This is a genomic window from Methylotuvimicrobium alcaliphilum 20Z, from assembly GCF_000968535.2.
GTDB classification, from domain to species: domain Bacteria; phylum Pseudomonadota; class Gammaproteobacteria; order Methylococcales; family Methylomonadaceae; genus Methylotuvimicrobium; species Methylotuvimicrobium alcaliphilum.
Genome location: NC_016112.1, coordinates 1 through 18,169, shown reverse-complemented (window position 1 = coordinate 18,169; position 18,169 = coordinate 1). Strand labels below are relative to the sequence as shown.

Here is an 18,169-nt window from a genome sequence, read left to right as displayed (position 1 = left end):
TCTGTGTCAATATACCTGAGACACCGCCCCATGCATTAATTAGGGAACATTTTCGGAGAAAATCTCATGACTGACACAACCGTACAAGCTATTCCTCATGCCGCGGCGAACGCGGAGGACACGCAAGACGCCCGTAGGGCGGCTGAAGTGTCCTCCGCGTTCGCCGCGGAACCTTCCCGCATCACCAGCGAAGTGCTTGAAAACGGCCGCCCGCCGGACGTTTACCGCCGAATACAAAGAGCGCATCTTGACCCAGGCTGATGCGTGTAGCGAACCGGGCTGCATCGGCAAGTTGCTGCGCACAGAGGGATTATATTCCTCACATCTCAGCAAATGGCGCAGCGAACGTGAGCAGGCCATCCGCGCCGGTCTATCCAAGCCGCGTGGCCGCAAACCTTCGGACAAGAATCCGTTAGCCGCTGAAAATGCTCGTCTGCAAGCCGAAATTCAGCGTTTGCAGGCATGCCTAACACAGGCGGAGGCTATCATCGATGTCCAAAAAAAACTTTCGCAACTGCTGGGCTTGTGCGAGATTCCAGCCCACACCGGGAGAGCATCATGAAGGCCACGCTTGAACTCAGCCGTGAGGTTGGCGTTAAGGCCGCCTGCGAGGCGCTCAACTTCAACCGTGCCTCGTTTTATCGCGCACAACAAGATCGCTCTTCGTGGCCGGTCGAACGTCCGCGCCCGCCGCTGGCACTGAGTACGGACGAAGAGCTACACGTCCTGGCGCATCTGCACAGCGAGCGTTTCATGGATTGCTCGCCTTATCAGGTCTATGCGGCGCTGCTCGACGAGGGCGTTTACCTGTGCTCCATCAGCACCCTCTATCGCATCCTGGTGCGCCACCAGGAAGTGCGCGAGCGCCGCAACCAGCTTCGTCGTCCCAACTACACCAAGCCCGAGTTACTCGCCACTGCGCCCAACCAAGTATGGTCATGGGATATCACCAAACTCAAAGGCCCGGCCAAATGGACGTATTTCTACCTCTACGTCATTATCGACATTTTCAGCCGCTGCGTGGTCGGCTGGATGGTAGCGCACCGCGAATCCACCGAGCTGGCTAAGCGACTGATTGGCGAAAGCTGTACTCGGCAAACTATCCGTGAAGGCCAATTGACTATTCACGCCGACCGCGGCAGCAGTATGACCTCCAAAGGCGTCGAGCAACTGCTGGCTGACCTGGGCGTGACCAAAACCCATTCACGGCCCCATGTCTCCAACGACAACCCGTATTCCGAGGCGCAGTTCAAGACCTTGAAATACCGACCGGGCTTTCCGGCTCAATTCGGCGCTATCGAAGATGCCAGAAGCTTTTGCGGAACGTTCTTCGACTGGTACAACCATGACCACTATCACTCCGGCATTGCACTGTTAACCCCGGCCAGCGTTCACAGCGGCCAAGCCGTCGAGATAGTTACGCAGCGCACGCAAGTCCTGCATGCCGCATTCGAGCGCAATCCGGAACGCTTCAAAAACCGCCAACCCCATGCCCAAGCCGTACCTGAAGCCGCTTGGATTAACCCGCCCCCTTCACGGACGGCAAATGAGGCTCTCGACCAGGAAAACTAAACTCACAATCTACACTAATTTTTTATTATGGGTGTCTCAAAATCATTGACATATACCGAACCGGCTTACCGAAAAAATAACCTTGAAATACCACGCATCCTTTATCAACCAAAAACATCAACTGCCGTTCGGTTTCAACCCCTTCGGCTACGACTTTCAGACCTAGGTTGCCTGCCATGGCAATGATGGTTTCGACAATGACGGCACTGTTCTTGTCAGCATCAATATTTTTGACAAAACGCTGATCGATCTTTAATTGACTGAGCGGAAATTGCGTCAAGTAGGCCAGAGACGAATAGCCGGTACCGAAATCGTCAATCGAAATCGCGATACCCAATTTCGTCAATGCCTGCATTTTTTCAACAGTGTCGTTGATATCCTGCATCAACACACTTTCGGTTATTTCAATCATTAACCGACTTGATTCGATATCGGCTTGCACAATGGCTCGCCTCACATTAGTCACGAAATCTTTTTGTCGAAATTGTTGCGAACTCACATTAATCGAAAGATATGCATAGTCCCTACCGGCTTGTTGCCATAGTTTAATCTGGCTACACGCCGCCTCGATAACCCAAGCGCCTATTTGCTGTATCATCCCCGTTTCCTCGGCGATGGGAATAAACTCGTTCGGCGCAATCAACCCCTTATCCGGATGATTCCAACGAATTAACGCTTCGGCGCTGATTATCCGGCCGGTTCTATCGACCTGAGGTTGAAAATAAAGCATAAATTGCTGTTGCTCTATCGCCATTCGTAGCGCATTTTCGATCTGCAAACGTTTATCGGCAGCTTCTTGCATGCTTCGGTCGAAAAAACTGATGGTATTACGGCCTTTCTCTTTCGACCGGTACATCGCAGTGTCGGCCTGTTGCAGTAAATCGGTCGCTACCAATTGGCACTGCCCGGAAAATAAGGTAACGCCCATGCTGGAACTGAAATAATGCTCGTTACCTTTGATTAAATAGGGCTCGTTCAACTTACGCATAATTTTTTCGGCAAGATTTAAAATTTTTTGAGTCGCCTCATCTTGATGATTGGTATCGGTATGCACCAAGATAACAAACTCGTCACCGCCGAGTCGAGTCGGCGTATCCTCTTGTCGTATCGATTGTTTCAAACGTTTGGCTACTTGGACCAACAACTCGTCGCCGGTTTGATGCCCCATCGAGTCATTCAACACCTTGAATCGATCCAAATCCATATACAGAATCGCCGCATAAGTATTTTTTCGTTTGGCTTGTATCAATACCTGTTCGATTCTTTCGAGTAACAGTCTGCGATTCGGTAAATCAGTCAACGGATCGTAAAAAGCCAATTGCGAAATATATTCCTCGAATTTTTTCTTCTCACTCAGATCGGTAAACACCGCAACATAATGCGTGGTTTCGCCCCGGTTATTTTTAACCGCGGTAATGCATTGCCAAATCGGAAAAATCGAACCATCCTTACGGCGATCCCAAATCTCGCCTTCGAATCGACCGTCGATTTGCAATTGCCGCCATAAGTCCTCATAAAATAATTGATCGTGTTGATCGGAGTGCAGAATATTCGGATTTTTGCCGATCACTTCTTCGGCAGCATAGCCGGTCACTGTCGTGAATGCTTGATTGACACGTAAAATTGTCGCGTCAGGGTCGGTAATCATGATCCCTTGCAAGCTTTCGAAAGTAATCGCAGCCAGGTGCAGTTCTTCTTCGGCTTCTTTATGTTCGGTCACATCCATCCATGCGCCGAACACTTCATCGATTTGCCCGGTCGACGTTCGGGTCATAATCGATTTGTCATGTATCCAACGATAGGTGCCGTCTTTATGCAGAAACCGGTATTGATGATTTAACTGTCCGGTTTCTTTTAGCTGTTCCATTAATTCGATAGTCTGCTCACGGTCGTCCGGATGCAGGCGATCGATCCATAAACTATCATTGCTGTACCAATCGGAAGGTGCGAAGCCGGTAATGCTTAAAAAGGCATCGCTTATAAATGTCGTTCTATAGGGATATCGGTCATGGCCGGTAAATAGCAATGTGTATATCGCGGCCGGCGTGACGTTGACGACATGCTTGAAACGTTGTTCGCTTTCCTGAAAAGCTTGGTTACTCTGTTGCAGCAACTCAACCGTTTTATCTAAATCTTGATTGAGCCGCTTGAGTTCATTTTGTATTTTTAAGTTATATCGAATTTCGTCCTGTAACAGAGAATTAGCTTTCAATAATTCCGATGGGCTCGGAATCAATAGCGCTTTCGGTATTAAAGGCCAAAGCATTACGGCCGCTACCACCGAGACACCTGCAGTCAGTGCATCAATGATGCCTGACAATCCGTAAACGGGTCTCCAGATCGTTACGACATGCATGACATGCGTCGTGCCACAGGAAAAAATGAACAAGCTGAATAACAAGAGTATACCTTTGAATTCGACTTGCTTACGCTTATAAACGAAATAAAGCAACGCTACCGGAATTGAAAAATACGCCAAGGCGATCACGATGTTCGCCGTTACAGTTAACCAAAGCAAGCCGGGTTGCCACAGGAAGCAATTACCGTGCGGCATTAAATCTGCGCTGCCGAATAAAAATTTCATCAGTTCTTGCATAATGGCTATCCGTTTATTGATTTACCGAATCTTAGAAACAACATGATCGGCAATTTATTTTATTACGGTTATTAAGGTTTATTAATACGCCATTCTAAGCGAAGAATACCGGAAAGATAAGACAATAGTTTCGGTACGAAATAGTTATTAAATGTCCCTATATGGGTTTAAGCCCGACTTATGCGATACCCTCGCACTTCAAATTTCTGTATTCGCGTATGGAGGCGCCGGGAGAAATCAAATCACGCCGCTATCGAGTACCGGCGATACCCGGTAGCTGATGCCCGAACCCGAAAATTCGCCGCGCAATTTATCGAGCAGCTCGGCCAAGCCCTGCTCAGGCAGATACATTTGAAAACGGATTTTGCGTTGACGGCCGGTCACCTGCTCGGCCAAAGACAAACCGACGTTTCGGTGGTCATGAGAATAGACCGGCAGACTGCTGAAACCGTGTTCGGATTCCAGCGTCAACAAGCAATCGACGACTGCCTCCTCAAGATCCGGCGCGACATTCAATGTGACTAAAAACTCAGGGCTACTCATCGCTAAGCTCCTTTGCCATACCAAAACGTTGAAACAATATCGGCAATAAAAACAGCGTCAAAAAGGTCGATGACAACAAGCCGCCGATCACAACGATCGACAACGGCCGCTGAATTTCCGAACCCGGTCCAGTTGCGTACAACATCGGCAACAAACCGAATGCCGTCGTTGCTGCAGTCATCAAGACCGGCCGCAAACGTCGCATCGACCCGACTACGACAGCCTTCCCGACCGGCATGCCGGCTATGCATAATTGATTGAAATGGGTCACCATCACCACGCCGTTCAAGACCGCGATACCCAACAATGTAATAAACCCCACAGAAGCCGGTACCGATAAATATTCGCCGGACAACCACAACGCAATGACGCCGCCGATCATCGCTAGCGGAATATTCGACAATACCAAAGTCGCTTGACGAACCGAGCCGAAGGTCGCGAATAACAGCAAAAAAATTAGGCTCAACGCAATCGGTACGACAATCGCCAATCTTGCAGCGGCCCGTTGCTGATTTTCAAATTGTCCGCCGAACTCGACCGAATAACCGGGCGGCAGTTCGACTTGTTGCGCAACCTGTATTCGCGCTTCGTCGACGAAACCGACTAAATCTCTGTTTTCGACATTGCTGCGAATGACTGCGAAGCGCTGAGTTTTCTCACGCTCTATCGACACCAGACCTTCGCTGCGATCGAGTTTTGCCAATGCCGACAGCGCGACATAGCCGCCTCCCGGCAACGCAATCGGTAAACTAGCGAAATTCGCCGAACTGCCGGCGCCGCGCAACAGTAGCGGCGTCCTTACTTGACCTTCCTGAACGATACCCAGCTTCAAACCTTCGATCTGCGCTCTCAACAGATTCTCGACCGCATCGATATCCAACCCAAAGCGTCCGATCGCCGCACGATCTAGCTTTAATTGTAAAAACTGCATGCCTTCGTTTTGTTTCAGAAAGACGTCGCTAGAACCTTTTAACCCCCTCAACACCGCTGCGATTTCCTCCGCTTTTCGATTCAAAACGGTCGAATCCGGACCGAATAATTTGACCGCAACATCGCCTCGGGTCCCGGTCAGCATTTCCGACACGCGCATCTCGATCGGCTGCGTAAAGCCGTAAGAAATGCCCGGAAGTTGATCGAGCACCTTGCGAATCTCGTCGATCAACAGTTCCTTACTTGCCATCCGCCATTGATCCTTGGGTTTTAAAATCAGAAACGTATCGGTCTCGTTCAAGCCCATCGGATCGAGACCGAGTTCGTCGGATCCGACCCTCGATATCGCTTCGGCAATTTCCGGTACTTTTTCCAGCAACGCTTTTTGCACGCGTCCGTCGAGCGTTACCGATTGTTCCAACGTGATTGACGGCAGCTTTTCCAACTGCACGATAATATCGCCTTCATCCATACTCGGCATGAAAGTACTGCCGATTCGGTTAAACAACAATAAAGCCAGCAGCAATAATCCGCCCGCGCCAAGAAACACCGATTTACCGTTATCCAAGCACCATAGCAATGCCGGCCGATAGGCTTTAAGCATTTGCCGAGGCAGCCAGGGCTCATCTTGTGATACCTGTTTCAACAAATATGAAGACAGTACCGGAATCACGGTCAGCGATAATATCAAGGAAGCGGCCAAAGCAAATACGATCGTGAGTGCGACAGGCGCGAATAATTTCCCCTCTAAACCTTGTAAGGTTAACAGCGGCACAAAGACGATGATGATAATCAATGCGCCCGAGGTAACCGACACTGCCACTTCACAGGTCGCCCGGTAAATCACATGCAATCGCGGGAGACGCTCGGCTTTTTCTTTGTGCGCCAATTGTGTGATGATATTTTCGACGACGACCACCGCCGCATCGACCAACATACCGATCGCAATGACCAATCCGCCGAGACTCATCAAATTAGCGGACATATTCATCGTTTTCATCATGATGAATGTAAACAGTGCCGCCAAAGGCAACACCAATGCCACGGTTAACGCGGCGCGCCAGTTACCGAGAAACAACACCAGCATCAACAGCACCAATACGATTGCCTGAGTCAAGGCAGTAATCACTGTATCGACAGCTTGTCCAACTAATACCCCTCGGTTATAAAAAACGCCGATTTTCACGCCGTCAGGCAAGGTTTTTTTGATGCCGTTCAGTTTTTGTTCGACCAGATCGATGGTTTGCCGGGCATTCGCTCCGCGTAGACTTAATACCAAACCGGTAACCACCTCGCCTTCTCCGTTACGGCTAACTGCACCGTACCGGGTCAGTGCGCCGATACGAACCTCTGCAACATCCCCAATCGTAATCGGCATGCCGGAAACGGTATCGACCACTATCGCCCGCACATCCGATAATTTCTGAATGCGCCCTTCCGCGCGAACGATCAAGGTTTCCTCGCCTTCTTGCAGACGTCCCGCTCCGTCGTTGCGATTGTTGGTCTTCAAGGCATCGATCAAACGGTCGGTCGTAATATTTCGGGCAGCCATTTTGAGCGAATCGGGCACGACTTCGAAACTCCGCACCGTACCGCCCAGCGAATTGACATCGGCGACGCCCGGCACGGTTCGTAGTGCCGGTCGAATCACCCAATCCAATAGGGTACGTAGCTCCATCTGATCCAAGCCTCCTCCCGATACGGTAAACATGAACATCTCGCCCAAAGGCGTCGTCATCGGCGCAATCCCCCCTTCAATGCCCTCCGGCAAGTCTGCCCACAACGTATTCAAGCGTTCGGCGATTTGCTGGCGCGCCCAATAAATATCGGTACCTTCCTCGAAATCGATCGTGATATCGGTTAGCGCATACTTAGCGATCGAGCGCAGCATCGTTTGATTGGGAATACCCAGCAGCTCGACTTCGATCGGTGCGGTAATCCGTGTCTCGACTTCTTCCGGCGTCATACCCGGCGCTTTGACGATCACCTTGACTTGAGTCGGCGAGACTTCCGGAAACGCATCGATCGGTATCCGTTGCCATGCATACCAGCCGCCGCCTGCCAGCAACAGCACAAACAAAACAATCAATATCCGCTGAGCCAGTGCAAATCGAATCAAGTGACCCATCACTCAGCGCTCCCGGACTCCAGCCAAAGCGCTTTCAATGCCGCGGCGCCTTGTAACGCAATCGTTTCGCTGCCGTTGAGATGATCGCCTCCGATGTAGACTACTCCATCTTGCCTTCCCTGCACTTCGATAGTTTGTACCTTAAAGCCGGATTCGACACGGATAAAAATAAAATCATGGCCTTCGCTGTTTACCACCGCCGGCTGCGGTACTTTGAATATGTTTGCACCAGCTGTTTTGACGACCTGTGTATTCACGGTCTGCCCCGGGCGCAATTCGCTTTGCGGTCCTTGTATGAGCGCGCGTACCATTACGCTTTGGGATTGTTGATCAACCTGTTGACCGAGCAAGACAATTTCGGCCATCAACCCGGTATCGTCCACCTTTACTTTATCGCCCTGTTTTATTTCGTCGACACGATCCTGAGGAATCGCCAGCTGTAACCATAATTGTTTGAGGTCGGCAATTCGAAACAACAGCTCGCTTGCCGCGAGTCGCTCACCAGGTACGGATCTTCGTTCTAACACGATACCGGCAATCGGCGCCGATACAGCCAATTGACTGTTCAATCGCCTAGTCGCTAATAACTGCGTTAATTCCGATTCACTCATCCCGGCACTTAACAATAATTGCTTGGCTTCCTGAGCTTGCGATTTGGCAACTTGATAGCGGCTACGGGTTTCTTCCCAGCGGCTCTGTGGAATAATGCCTTCTTGCTGCAAGGTCCGGTCTCGCCGGTAAACCGCTTCGGCCAAGTGCCATTCGCTGACTTGTTTTAGATAGTCGCGCTGCAAGGCCAATAATTCCGGACTATTGAGCTGCGCCAATAATTGGCCCTGTTTAACGGTATCGCCTTCGGCGACAAGAATACGGCTTACCAAACCCGATACAGCGGTGCTAATAATACGCTCCTGATCCGGCGGAACAATCACTCGAGCCGACGCAGACAAGACCGGTATTTCGTCTACCTTAGTCATCGCTCCGAGTTTAATACCTAGATTGGCGATCTGATCCGCACTGAGTTCAACGGTATCCGGTGATAAAATCTGCAATTTACAGCCGCTATCGATAGCCGAATTTAGATCGGCTTCGCCGCAACCGTCTTTTGCAAAAACAGCAACCGGGGCCTGAATCGAAATCAAGCCGGCTAACACTAAATAAACGATTCGTTTCATGGCAACACTCCAACAGCCTGATTGTATAGTGCGATATCCCTCTGCAAGATCACCGAACGCTCTTTGGCATTTAGGATGGCTTGTTGAGTTCTGGCACGGATTCTTAATAATTCGATCAGATTGATTTCACCGACCGAGAAACTTAATTCGGTCATATCCAAATGTTCTTCCGCCAGTTTCTTCATTTCATCGGCGGTTGCCTGTTCGGCGCGGTTGACTTCCAACGCATGCTCGGCTTCGTGATAGGCGAGTTTCAAATCTCTAAACAGTTGCTCACGTTCGGCGATCAGACGATTTAACTCGACATTGACTGCGGCAATTTTCGGCGCCTGATGCGCGCTGCCGCCGAACGGTACCGAAATACCGACACCGAAACTTTCGGTATAGTTACTGCGCGGGTCGTTGTTGCCCCGATCGCTGTTGATGCCGACAGAAACCTGAGTTTGACCCGAGCCGGTCAAACGTATCGCTTCGAGTTCGGCTTGTTTACGGGCTATTTGACTGTTGAGCGCGGCCAAGGCGGGATGTTGCTGTTCGATTGTTTTCAGCGCAACCAAGGGTTCATGGAATTCGGCCGGAATTTTTTCGGTCCGCGTCAAATTCGTATAGCGCTTTCGGGCATGCATGACTTCCGATTCCGCCAGGGTCAACACCGACCGTTTCTGCAACAATTCGCTTTGCGCAAGCAATAAATCGGCCCGGGCCAAGTCACCCAATTCATAAAGCCGCTTGACCTTGCCGACCAATTTTTCGGTTAATTCATAATCGGTTTTTGCCTGGTCTTGACGCACTTCGGTCAATGCGATATCCCATAAGGCCGACCTAACTAATCCAGCGACACGCAATTTGAACGCCCGGCTTTGCGATTGCCTGCTGTCATCGGCACGTTGAGCAATATTTTGTTCGGCATCGCGTTGCCCGAAGTTCCACAAAGGCACGCTTACTACTGCATCGAGAATATGCAAGGTACCGCTGGTCGCTTCCAAAAAAAACAAATCTGCAGTAGCAGGTCCTGCTATCCAACTTTGCCCGCGCTCAGCAAGCGCTTTCGCTTCGTCTTCCAATGCTTTGAGCCATGCGGCATCGGGATAATGTTCGGCAGTGGTATCGATCAAACCGGCCAAAGTCATGGTCGGCTCGATCTCTATTGGATCGAAATGATCGACGATCATTTCGCTGTCTGCCCATACAACGAATGTCGACAGCAGGCAGCAACACAGCAAAGCGCCTTTTAAAGGCTTGAGGGGAATCATATTGAGCTCCGCAATATGCGGCAGCAGGGCCGCAACTGAAACAACGAGTCGGATATTCAGCGAATCCGACGGTCTATAAACTGTTTACAGTTGCACGGGTGGTGCGCGGGGCGCTTGAGGTGAGGAAGAGGTTCGGCCGGAAAGCACATTCGGCGGTGGAGAAAACGCAACTTCGAAACCGAGACATTCATCCGGTTCGGGAAACACGAAAGCAACGAACACTACGGCAAAAGGGAGCCAATCGGACAGCAGCGTCGTTTCGGTTTCAATGCCTTGATCCAAATCGATCACGGACGCGTCGAACAATGCCAATGCATCGTCGTCGTTCGCGGCGTTGAATTGCTCAAAGCCGGGCATGTGCACGCCGTCCGACAACTCGTCGACCATCGGATGCGCATGCACCAACGGCGCGATCGATTGCAGGATCACGAGAAAAATGACTAAGGCTGTTTTGAAGGGCGTCGACATGGGGCTTATGCTATGCCAAATAGTGATTGGTGGCAATAAAAAACAGGCGTGTATCAATCAATGCGGTTCGTTCCTAACCGCGTCCTACCGTGATTATGCTGCAATACCCTCAACAATCAGATGATTAACGTCAGTGCGCTGGCTTGCATGCTCAAAGGTCATTGCACAGACGTTGCCTTGTGCATCAACGTCAATGATGGTGTTTTTATCCAAATCCTTGGATTCCACTATCCCGCTGCTGCGGAACTCGATGTATAGGGTGTCGGTATCTTCGAAATAGCTGACTTTCATGGTTTATACCCTCTATCGAAAAATACGTTATGTACGGTTTCCCCATCCGGCAACAGGATTACCCGCAGATACCGGCCTCCCATTTCTTCAATTCTTGCCCATCGCCTTATTCTGCCATCGAACTGTATGTGCTCATTTTCAGGAAACCGGACAACGTATTGAATCCATTCGTCCTTGATAATCTCTCGATCCGGTCTCATACGGGTTGTCAGGAAGTATTTTGTTGTCTTCACTGCTCTTCTTTTTCAGCTCTGTATGTTTGATTATGCTGAACTATACCCACGCACCTCAAATTTCGTTGTTGACGCGTGGAGGTGCGGGGTGTTCGGCAAAGGCTTTGACAGCAGGGATGCTGTCACAGAGCCTACATGGACGTATTCACGGCGTCCTTTGACGGGCACCCCGACGCCGAAATTTGACTAACAAAGGGTATACAATCCCCTTTTTAGACCAAAAACCTACACATCCAAATTCGTCACATCCAGCGCATTCTTGACGATGAAGTCGCGGCGCGGTTCGACTATGTCGCCCATTAGCGTTGTGAAGATTTCGTCGGCGGCGATTGCGTCTTCGATGCGGACTTGCAACATGCGGCGGCTGTTGGCGTCGAGCGTGGTTTCCCAGAGCTGTTCCGGGTTCATTTCACCTAGTCCTTTGTAACGCTGGATGTGCTGGCCTTTTTTAACTTCTTTCATCATCCACTCGAAAGCTTGTTTGAAACTTTCGACCGGCTGTTGGCGTTCGCCCATCCGGATATTAGACTGTTCGCCGAACATTCCGGCGGTGTCTTCGGCGTATTGCGCGATTTTCTGATAATCTTTGCTGTCGAAGAATCCCGCTTGGAGCACGAAGGTTTTGGTGTTGCCGTGATGGCGCTTGTTTACCGTTAGCGTGTAGTCTCCAGCCGACATATAATCGAGCTCCAGCGTAAATACCATTTTGCTTTGCGGATTGTACAGACGTTCAGCTAATTGGCTCACCCATGCCGCCAAGCGTTCCTTGTCTTGTTTAATTTCGTCGGTCACACGCTCCATATAGACCAGTTGTTCGAGAAACACATCGTCGTAACGGCTGGTTAAGCGATTGATAATGGTTAGTACCTCTGTGTATTCCTTCGCCAATTTCTCCAAACCTTGGCCTTGTATCGGCGGTGCGGTTTCGTCGGTGTGCAGCACCGCTTTGTCGAGCGCCAGTTGGATCAAGTAATCGTTCAATTGCGCATCGTCTTTTACATAATGCTCCTGCTTGCCCTTCTTGACTTTATACAACGGCGGTTGGGCAATATAGATATAGCCCTTTTCGATGATTTCCGGCAGTTGCCGGTAGAAGAACGTCAACAGCAAGGTGCGGATGTGCGATCCGTCGACATCGGCGTCGGTCATGATGATGATGCGGTGATAACGGAGTTTGGCAAGGTTATATTCGTCCTTACCTATACCGCAACCAAGCGCGGTAATCAAGGTGCCTACTTCTTCTGACGAGATCATTTTGTCGAAGCGGGCTTTTTCGACATTCAAGATTTTACCCTTAAGCGGCAATATCGCTTGCGTGCGACGATCGCGGCCTTGTTTCGCCGAACCGCCCGCCGAGTCACCCTCGACAATGAACAATTCGGACAGGGCCGGATCTTTTTCCTGACAATCAGCCAGTTTTCCGGGTAACCCAGCGATATCTAGCGTGGTTTTACGGCGCGTCATTTCTCTGGCTTTTCGAGCCGCTTCTCTGGCTCGGGCCGCATCGATGATTTTATTGACGATCGCTTTGGCGATTTGCGGTTTTTCTAGTAAAAATTCCTGTAATTTCTCATTCATCGTCGATTCGACCAAAGGTTTTACCTCCGATGAAACTAATTTGTCTTTGGTCTGTGAGGAAAACTTAGGGTCAGGGACTTTGACTGAAAGCACTGCCGTCAAGCCTTCTCTTGCATCATCACCGGTCGTCGAGACTTTCTCTTTTTTCGCTAAACCGTTATTTTCGATGTATTGATTGATGGTACGGGTTAACGCCCCTCTAAATCCGGCTAAATGCGTGCCGCCGTCTCGTTGAGGAATATTATTGGTATAACAAAAAATATTTTCCTGGTATGAGTCGTTCCACTGCATCGCGACTTCGACAGTCACACCTTCTTTTTCGGCGCTAAAGTGAAATACTTCGGGAAATAACGGCGTTTTATTTTTATTTAAATGTTCCACGAAAGCGCTAATGCCGCCTTCGAATTCATAGACATCTTGTTTATTGGTGCGTTCGTCTTCCATGCAAATTCTGACTCCGGAATTTAAAAACGATAATTCTCTGAGTCTTTTCGCCAAGATATCGTAGTGAAACTCGACATCGCCGAAGGTCTGATCGCTCGGTTTAAAATTAATTTTAGTTCCGCTACCCTCGGTCGGACCGATTTCCGTCAATGGTGCTTGCGGTTCACCCATTTGATACTTTTGTTTATAGAGCTTTCCGTTTTTCCTGATTTCCAGATTCAACTCCTCGGACAAAGCGTTTACCACAGAAACACCTACGCCATGTAATCCGCCCGAGACCTTGTAGGCGTTGTCATCGAATTTACCGCCGGCATGCAGCACTGTCATGATGACTTCCGCAGCTGATCGCCCTTCCTCTTTATGAATATCGACTGGAATCCCTCTTCCGTCGTCAGATACCGTCACTGAACCATCATTATGAATAATAACCTTAACTTCTTTACAGTACCCGGCTAAGGCTTCATCGATCGAGTTATCCACCACTTCGAAAACCATATGATGTAAGCCGGTTCCGTCATCGGTATCGCCGATATACATGCCAGGCCTTTTTCTGACCGCATCTAATCCTTTCAGTACCTGAATATTCGTACTATCGTACTGCTTAATATTTTCGCTCATGTGTGTTTACTACCTTCTCAATGTACCAATGTTTCACGTGAAACATTACGCTTGTTTAATTTCACCATGTTCCACGTGGAACATTTTATAGTTTTTAAGTTTACTCAAATCGCCATATTCAGACAGCTCAGTGGCCGTCATAAAAACCTGAACATCCATTGCTTGTAAATATTCGATTAACAGCGCTCTTTTAGTTGTATCCAATTCAGCAGTAAAATCATCGATTAAAACACAGACATTGTTACTCTGATGGGTCGACAATAATTGTACTTGCGCAAGCTTTAAACATAAGACTAACAATTTTAATTGCCCGCGCGATACAAAGTCCTTGGCGAGTCGATTGTTAACTGAAACAATGAGGTCGGCACGATGCGGTCCACTATGCGTCACTTTATAGCGCAGATCACGATCGAGGTCATCATCCAAGGATTGGCGAAAGCCTTTACCGCTATCCCAACCCGATAAATAATCGAATTGAACAGTTTCAGTACCGAGAAATCGACTGACAAATTCTTGAAAAACCGGCTCAAGCCTTTGTAAATAGGCTCGTCTATATTGATCGACTATTGTACCGTAATTAACCAATTCATTATTCCAGACTTGGATGGAATGCGTTTGCTTTTGTTTGATTAAGGCATTACGTTGGTTCAATGCGGTTTTGTACTGCCGCCAAGCCAAGAGGAATTGTTCGTTTTCATTGAAAGTCCCCCAATCGATAAATTCTCTTCTGATTTGAGGCCCGGTATCCAATAGACGATAAGATTTAGGCTCAATCAATTGAATAGGTAAGGCATAAGCAAGCAAATGCCGGGGTTGATTAGGTAATTGCTGAATTCTGATTTCAGAAACCTTCCCATCGAATTGTACGCCTAGTTGGCAACTGCTGCGCCCGCCCTGTTGCAACACTTTACCCGATACGATTAAGTCGTTTCGATCAAAATTTACGACTTGTTTGATATGTGTGGTTCTAAAAGAACGTGCCCGGCCAAGAATGAATATGGCTTCAAGGACAGAACTCTTACCGCTGGTATTAGCCCCGTAAATTAAATTGAGTCCGGGCGATGGTTGCAGACTGGCTTGCCGAATATTTCTAACATTAAAAATGTCGAGCTTTTGTAAACTCATCGTTTATTAGTTGCTAGTCAAAAAAAGCACGCGGTTAACACCGGTTAGATGAACAACAAGCTCGTTTTTTTGTTGCTTCCACATTTAATAATGACTGCGATTTAGAAATTTCAGGAAGTTAGTGAAAAGTTGACCTTAACGTTCATGAAAGCCAGGTCATCGCCCCGGAAAATGAAAGCTTAGGTTAGCTAAGGGTGCGGTCACTCGCCCGACAGGACGCTGTGAATACGTCAGTGTAGGCTCGACGGCGGCTATCCTTGCCGCCGACGCCTGTCGGACGAGCAACCGCCCCTCTTCGGAACCGGCATTGTTTTTCATATCGAAAAATTAGATAAAGAGTCTCAATCTACGAACTTTCACAGTAAAAAAAGCATGTCGAGGCAATAACTGATTCAGTTGACTTCAAAGGCTTCATTTTTCCATTGATAAAGCTCCCCAAAATTGCATAAAGCAAAGATCATAGACGCATCGGCATCACGATGAATCGATAAGACCTAGTTTCCGGTTCGTCAATAATGCAGCAACTGGAATTACTTGCAATCGTCAACTCTGAAATTTCCGAATCGATATTAGAAATGGCATCAAGCACATATTGCACATTAAACGCAATCGAAAGCGGTTCGCCGACATAATCGGTAACAATTTCTTCTTCGGCTTCTTCGTGTTCAGGATTGTGCGCACTGATTTTCAGCGAATCCGAAGAAAGGTCGAAAGTCACACCTTTGTATTTTTCATTCGATAAAATCGCCACTCGAGTCAATGCATCTTTTAATAACTGACGTTGAATATGAATCGGCGTTAGAAAATCTTGATGAAAGACACGGTTAAAATCGGGGTATTTGGCATCGACCAATTTAGCTGAAAAGATCGTATTATTGATCGTAACCCTTATGTTATTACTGGAAAATTCAACGGCAAGTTCAATTTCAGGATCATCCAATAAACGCACCAATTCCATGACCCCTTTTCTGGGCAGGATGATACGCGCTTCATATCCGGCTGGATTTTCTAAGTTGTCTTCAAAAACCGATAAACGATGGCCATCGGATGCAACGAGTTTAATACGCGAATTGGAAATGTTGAGCAATAAACCGTTGAGATAATAGCGTACATCCTGAGACGCCATACAAAAAACGGTTTTTTCGAGCGCTTTTTTAAAAAGTCCTGCATTGATGGTAAACCGATGATCTAACTCGGTTTCTGAAAATTCCGGATAATTTTCGGCAGGCAGTGTACTTAAAATAAAGCGGCTACGTCCGGAGAGCACCTTAACTTTATCGTCGGCGACTTCTAATTTGATATCGGCACCGGTCGGCAACAAGCGACAGATGTCGAGAAACTTTCGAGCGGGTAAAGTAATTTCGGCAAAAGTCGTATTTTCTATCGCAATTTCGGTGACGATTTGTACTTCAAGATCGGTACCGGTCATTAACAGGCTGTTTTGACGAAAAACCATCAGTACATTCGACAAAATCGGCATGGTTTGCCTTTTTTCAATCACACTGACAATTTGCTGCAATGGAACCAATAGCTGTTCTCTATTAATAATATATTTCATATAAGATATTTATTTATATTTACTATTAGCCTATTAAAAAAGCGTGATAAGTCATTTAATTTCATACTTATCAATAACTTATCTTGTTTAGAACCGGAGTTTAAAGCTGTGGATAAGCGCTTGATAAAAAGGGGATAACGACTCTCTTCTGCTAAAGACTGTACTTATCCACAAGTTAAACACCGTTAATGCGACAATGTTCTCAACAGGTTTAAATAATCTTCCTCAAGCTTTACATCCGAGTCGCGTAAGGAGGCAATGCGTTTACAAGCATTAATTACCGTGGTGTGATCGCGCCCACCGAATGCTTCGCCGATTTCCGGAAAACTGTGCGAAGTTAATTCACGAGCTAGACACATAGCAATTTGCCGTGGTCGGGTAATAGATTGCCGGCGATTTTTCGACGATAAATCCGCAACCCTAATCTTAAAATATTCGGCTACGGTTTTTTGGATGTTATCGATATTGACGAGCTTATCTTGTAAGGAAATCAGATCGTGCAATGCTTCTTTGGTAAATTCGGTGGTGATTTCGCGTCCGGTAAATTGCGCATTGGCAATGACTCGTCGTAATGCGCCTTCGAGATCTCTTACATTCGAAGGAATTCTTTTACCGATGAAAAACGCGACTTCCTGAGGTAGATCGACACCCGCCATCATTGCTTTTTTCATTAAAATAGCGGCACGAGTTTCAAGGTCCGGGGGTTCGATTGCAACCGGTAATCCCCAGCCGAAGCGCGATTTCAAACGGTCTTCCAAACCGACGATTTCTTTCGGGTATTTATCGCAGGTTAAAACGACCTGGTGCTTTTTTTCCAACAACGTGTTGAAGGTATGAAAAAACTCTTCTTGAGAGCGTTCCTTGCCGGCAAAAAATTGAATATCGTCAATTAGCAGGGTATCGACTCCTCGATAATATTCCTTGAAAGTATCGATCGCATTTTGTTGTAAAGCCTTGACCATATCTTGCACGAATTTTTCGGAGTGCAGATAAACAATTTTCGCCGACGGATTATGTTGCAGAATCGCATTACCGATTGCATGCATCAGATGCGTTTTACCTAAACCGGAGGCTCCGTAAATTAATAACGGGTTGTATGCCTTGCCTATATTTTCGGAGACCTGAATAGAAGCCGCTTTTGCCAATTGGTTGGATTTACCTTCGACAAAGTTATCGAAAATAAATGCTTTATTAAGAAAGTTAGGACGTGATTTTTTGGTATCGGGGGCTTTGGTAGGCTGCGGTGTAGGAGCCGGAATGGCTTTTTTCGAGCCGATGTCTAGTTGCAAGCTTAAAGAACCATTGGAAAATTGCTGTATTGCCTCTTCCAGTTTGGCGAAATGATGTTCTTTTACCCAATCCAGCACAAACCGGTTCGGCGCTAATAACTTGAGTTTTCCGTCGGTTTCGATTGCCTGCAAGGGTCTAATCCAGGTGCTGAATTCCGAGGAAGAAATTTCATTTTCAAGTTTAGCGAGACAGTTGTTCCAGAGTGCACTCATTATTTAAGAAGATAGCGAAGAGTAAATAGATGATATTATAAAAAAAATATGCCACTATACAGCAATCAAATCAGTGCCGACATAATTGACATAAACCGGCGTTTATTCTATCATCCCGGATCTTTTTTATCCGTTTTTGTTAACAATCACCTGAA

General features: G+C 47.8%; 13 protein-coding genes. 2 read left to right on the top strand and 11 right to left on the bottom strand.

Annotation, left to right across the window (positions count from 1 at the left end):
• Positions 1 to 66 precede the first annotated feature (66 nt).
• Entirely contained in the window at positions 67 to 261 is a 195-nt protein-coding gene (locus MEALZ_RS22475; RefSeq protein WP_162472895.1) for a hypothetical protein, read from the top strand.
• Positions 197 to 1,572, top strand: a protein-coding gene (locus MEALZ_RS00065) for an IS3 family transposase (RefSeq protein ID WP_408607034.1) whose coding sequence is annotated in 2 segments (ribosomal slippage) — positions 197 to 506 and positions 506 to 1,572 — 1,377 coding nt in all. Because the reading frame shifts where the segments join, the coding sequence is not laid out codon by codon here. Before MEALZ_RS22475 ends, MEALZ_RS00065 begins: the two co-directional genes overlap by 65 nt.
• Positions 1,573 to 1,597: 25 nt before the next feature.
• Here MEALZ_RS00065 and MEALZ_RS00060 read toward each other — a convergent pair.
• From MEALZ_RS00060 to dnaA, 11 genes are all read right to left on the bottom strand, one after another.
• Positions 1,598 to 4,168 carry a sensor domain-containing protein gene (locus MEALZ_RS00060; RefSeq protein WP_014146533.1) on the bottom strand — a complete coding sequence of 857 codons (2,571 nt, stop codon included), beginning with the start codon at positions 4,166 to 4,168 and terminating at the stop codon, positions 1,598 to 1,600.
• Positions 4,169 to 4,405: 237 nt separating this feature from the next.
• Positions 4,406 to 4,711 (bottom strand): DUF3240 family protein, encoded by a 306-nt coding sequence (locus MEALZ_RS00055; protein WP_014146532.1) that lies wholly within the window; start codon positions 4,709 to 4,711, stop codon positions 4,406 to 4,408.
• Entirely contained in the window at positions 4,704 to 7,769 is a 3,066-nt protein-coding gene (locus MEALZ_RS00050) for an efflux RND transporter permease subunit (RefSeq protein ID WP_014146531.1), read from the bottom strand. Before MEALZ_RS00050 ends, MEALZ_RS00055 begins: the two co-directional genes overlap by 8 nt.
• Positions 7,769 to 8,944 (bottom strand): efflux RND transporter periplasmic adaptor subunit, encoded by a 1,176-nt coding sequence (locus MEALZ_RS00045; protein ID WP_014146530.1) that lies wholly within the window; start codon positions 8,942 to 8,944, stop codon positions 7,769 to 7,771. The genes MEALZ_RS00050 and MEALZ_RS00045 overlap by 1 nt, the downstream gene beginning before the upstream one ends.
• Positions 8,941 to 10,197 carry a TolC family protein gene (locus tag MEALZ_RS00040; RefSeq protein ID WP_014146529.1) on the bottom strand — a complete coding sequence of 419 codons (1,257 nt, stop codon included), beginning with the start codon at positions 10,195 to 10,197 and terminating at the stop codon, positions 8,941 to 8,943. The genes MEALZ_RS00045 and MEALZ_RS00040 overlap by 4 nt, the downstream gene beginning before the upstream one ends.
• 84 nt (positions 10,198 to 10,281) lie before the next feature.
• Entirely contained in the window at positions 10,282 to 10,665 is a 384-nt protein-coding gene (locus tag MEALZ_RS00035) for a hypothetical protein (RefSeq protein WP_014146528.1), read from the bottom strand.
• Between the two features lie 93 nt (positions 10,666 to 10,758).
• Entirely contained in the window at positions 10,759 to 10,956 is a 198-nt protein-coding gene (locus tag MEALZ_RS00030; RefSeq protein WP_014146527.1) for a DUF2283 domain-containing protein, read from the bottom strand.
• A 458-nt stretch (positions 10,957 to 11,414) separates the two neighbouring features.
• Positions 11,415 to 13,829, bottom strand: coding sequence for a DNA topoisomerase (ATP-hydrolyzing) subunit B (gyrB, locus tag MEALZ_RS00020; RefSeq protein ID WP_014146526.1), 2,415 nt, complete (start codon positions 13,827 to 13,829; stop codon positions 11,415 to 11,417).
• Between the two features lie 45 nt (positions 13,830 to 13,874).
• Positions 13,875 to 14,954 (bottom strand): DNA replication/repair protein RecF, encoded by a 1,080-nt coding sequence (gene recF / locus MEALZ_RS00015; protein WP_014146525.1) that lies wholly within the window; start codon positions 14,952 to 14,954, stop codon positions 13,875 to 13,877.
• Between the two features lie 457 nt (positions 14,955 to 15,411).
• Positions 15,412 to 16,512: a DNA polymerase III subunit beta gene (gene dnaN / locus MEALZ_RS00010; protein ID WP_014146524.1), complete on the bottom strand. Its 1,101-nt coding sequence runs from the start codon at positions 16,510 to 16,512 to the stop codon at positions 15,412 to 15,414.
• 185 nt (positions 16,513 to 16,697) lie between these two features.
• Positions 16,698 to 18,014 carry a chromosomal replication initiator protein DnaA gene (dnaA, locus tag MEALZ_RS00005; protein ID WP_014146523.1) on the bottom strand — a complete coding sequence of 439 codons (1,317 nt, stop codon included), beginning with the start codon at positions 18,012 to 18,014 and terminating at the stop codon, positions 16,698 to 16,700.
• Positions 18,015 to 18,169: the final 155 nt, after the last annotated feature.

What these genes read in the sequence shown, in the direction of transcription:
- MEALZ_RS22475 (WP_162472895.1), top strand. Translation starts at nt 67, where the DNA reads ATGACTGACACAACCGTACAAGCTATTCCTCATGCCGCGGCGAACGCG.
- MEALZ_RS00060 (WP_014146533.1), bottom strand. Translation starts at nt 4,168, where the DNA reads ATGCAAGAACTGATGAAATTTTTATTCGGCAGCGCAGATTTAATGCCG.
- MEALZ_RS00055 (WP_014146532.1), bottom strand. Translation starts at nt 4,711, where the DNA reads ATGAGTAGCCCTGAGTTTTTAGTCACATTGAATGTCGCGCCGGATCTT.
- MEALZ_RS00050 (WP_014146531.1), bottom strand. Translation starts at nt 7,769, where the DNA reads ATGGGTCACTTGATTCGATTTGCACTGGCTCAGCGGATATTGATTGTT.
- MEALZ_RS00045 (WP_014146530.1), bottom strand. Translation starts at nt 8,944, where the DNA reads ATGAAACGAATCGTTTATTTAGTGTTAGCCGGCTTGATTTCGATTCAG.
- MEALZ_RS00040 (WP_014146529.1), bottom strand. Translation starts at nt 10,197, where the DNA reads ATGATTCCCCTCAAGCCTTTAAAAGGCGCTTTGCTGTGTTGCTGCCTG.
- MEALZ_RS00035 (WP_014146528.1), bottom strand. Translation starts at nt 10,665, where the DNA reads ATGTCGACGCCCTTCAAAACAGCCTTAGTCATTTTTCTCGTGATCCTG.
- MEALZ_RS00030 (WP_014146527.1), bottom strand. Translation starts at nt 10,956, where the DNA reads ATGAAAGTCAGCTATTTCGAAGATACCGACACCCTATACATCGAGTTC.
- gyrB (WP_014146526.1), bottom strand. Translation starts at nt 13,829, where the DNA reads ATGAGCGAAAATATTAAGCAGTACGATAGTACGAATATTCAGGTACTG.
- recF (WP_014146525.1), bottom strand. Translation starts at nt 14,954, where the DNA reads ATGAGTTTACAAAAGCTCGACATTTTTAATGTTAGAAATATTCGGCAA.
- dnaN (WP_014146524.1), bottom strand. Translation starts at nt 16,512, where the DNA reads ATGAAATATATTATTAATAGAGAACAGCTATTGGTTCCATTGCAGCAA.
- dnaA (WP_014146523.1), bottom strand. Translation starts at nt 18,014, where the DNA reads ATGAGTGCACTCTGGAACAACTGTCTCGCTAAACTTGAAAATGAAATT.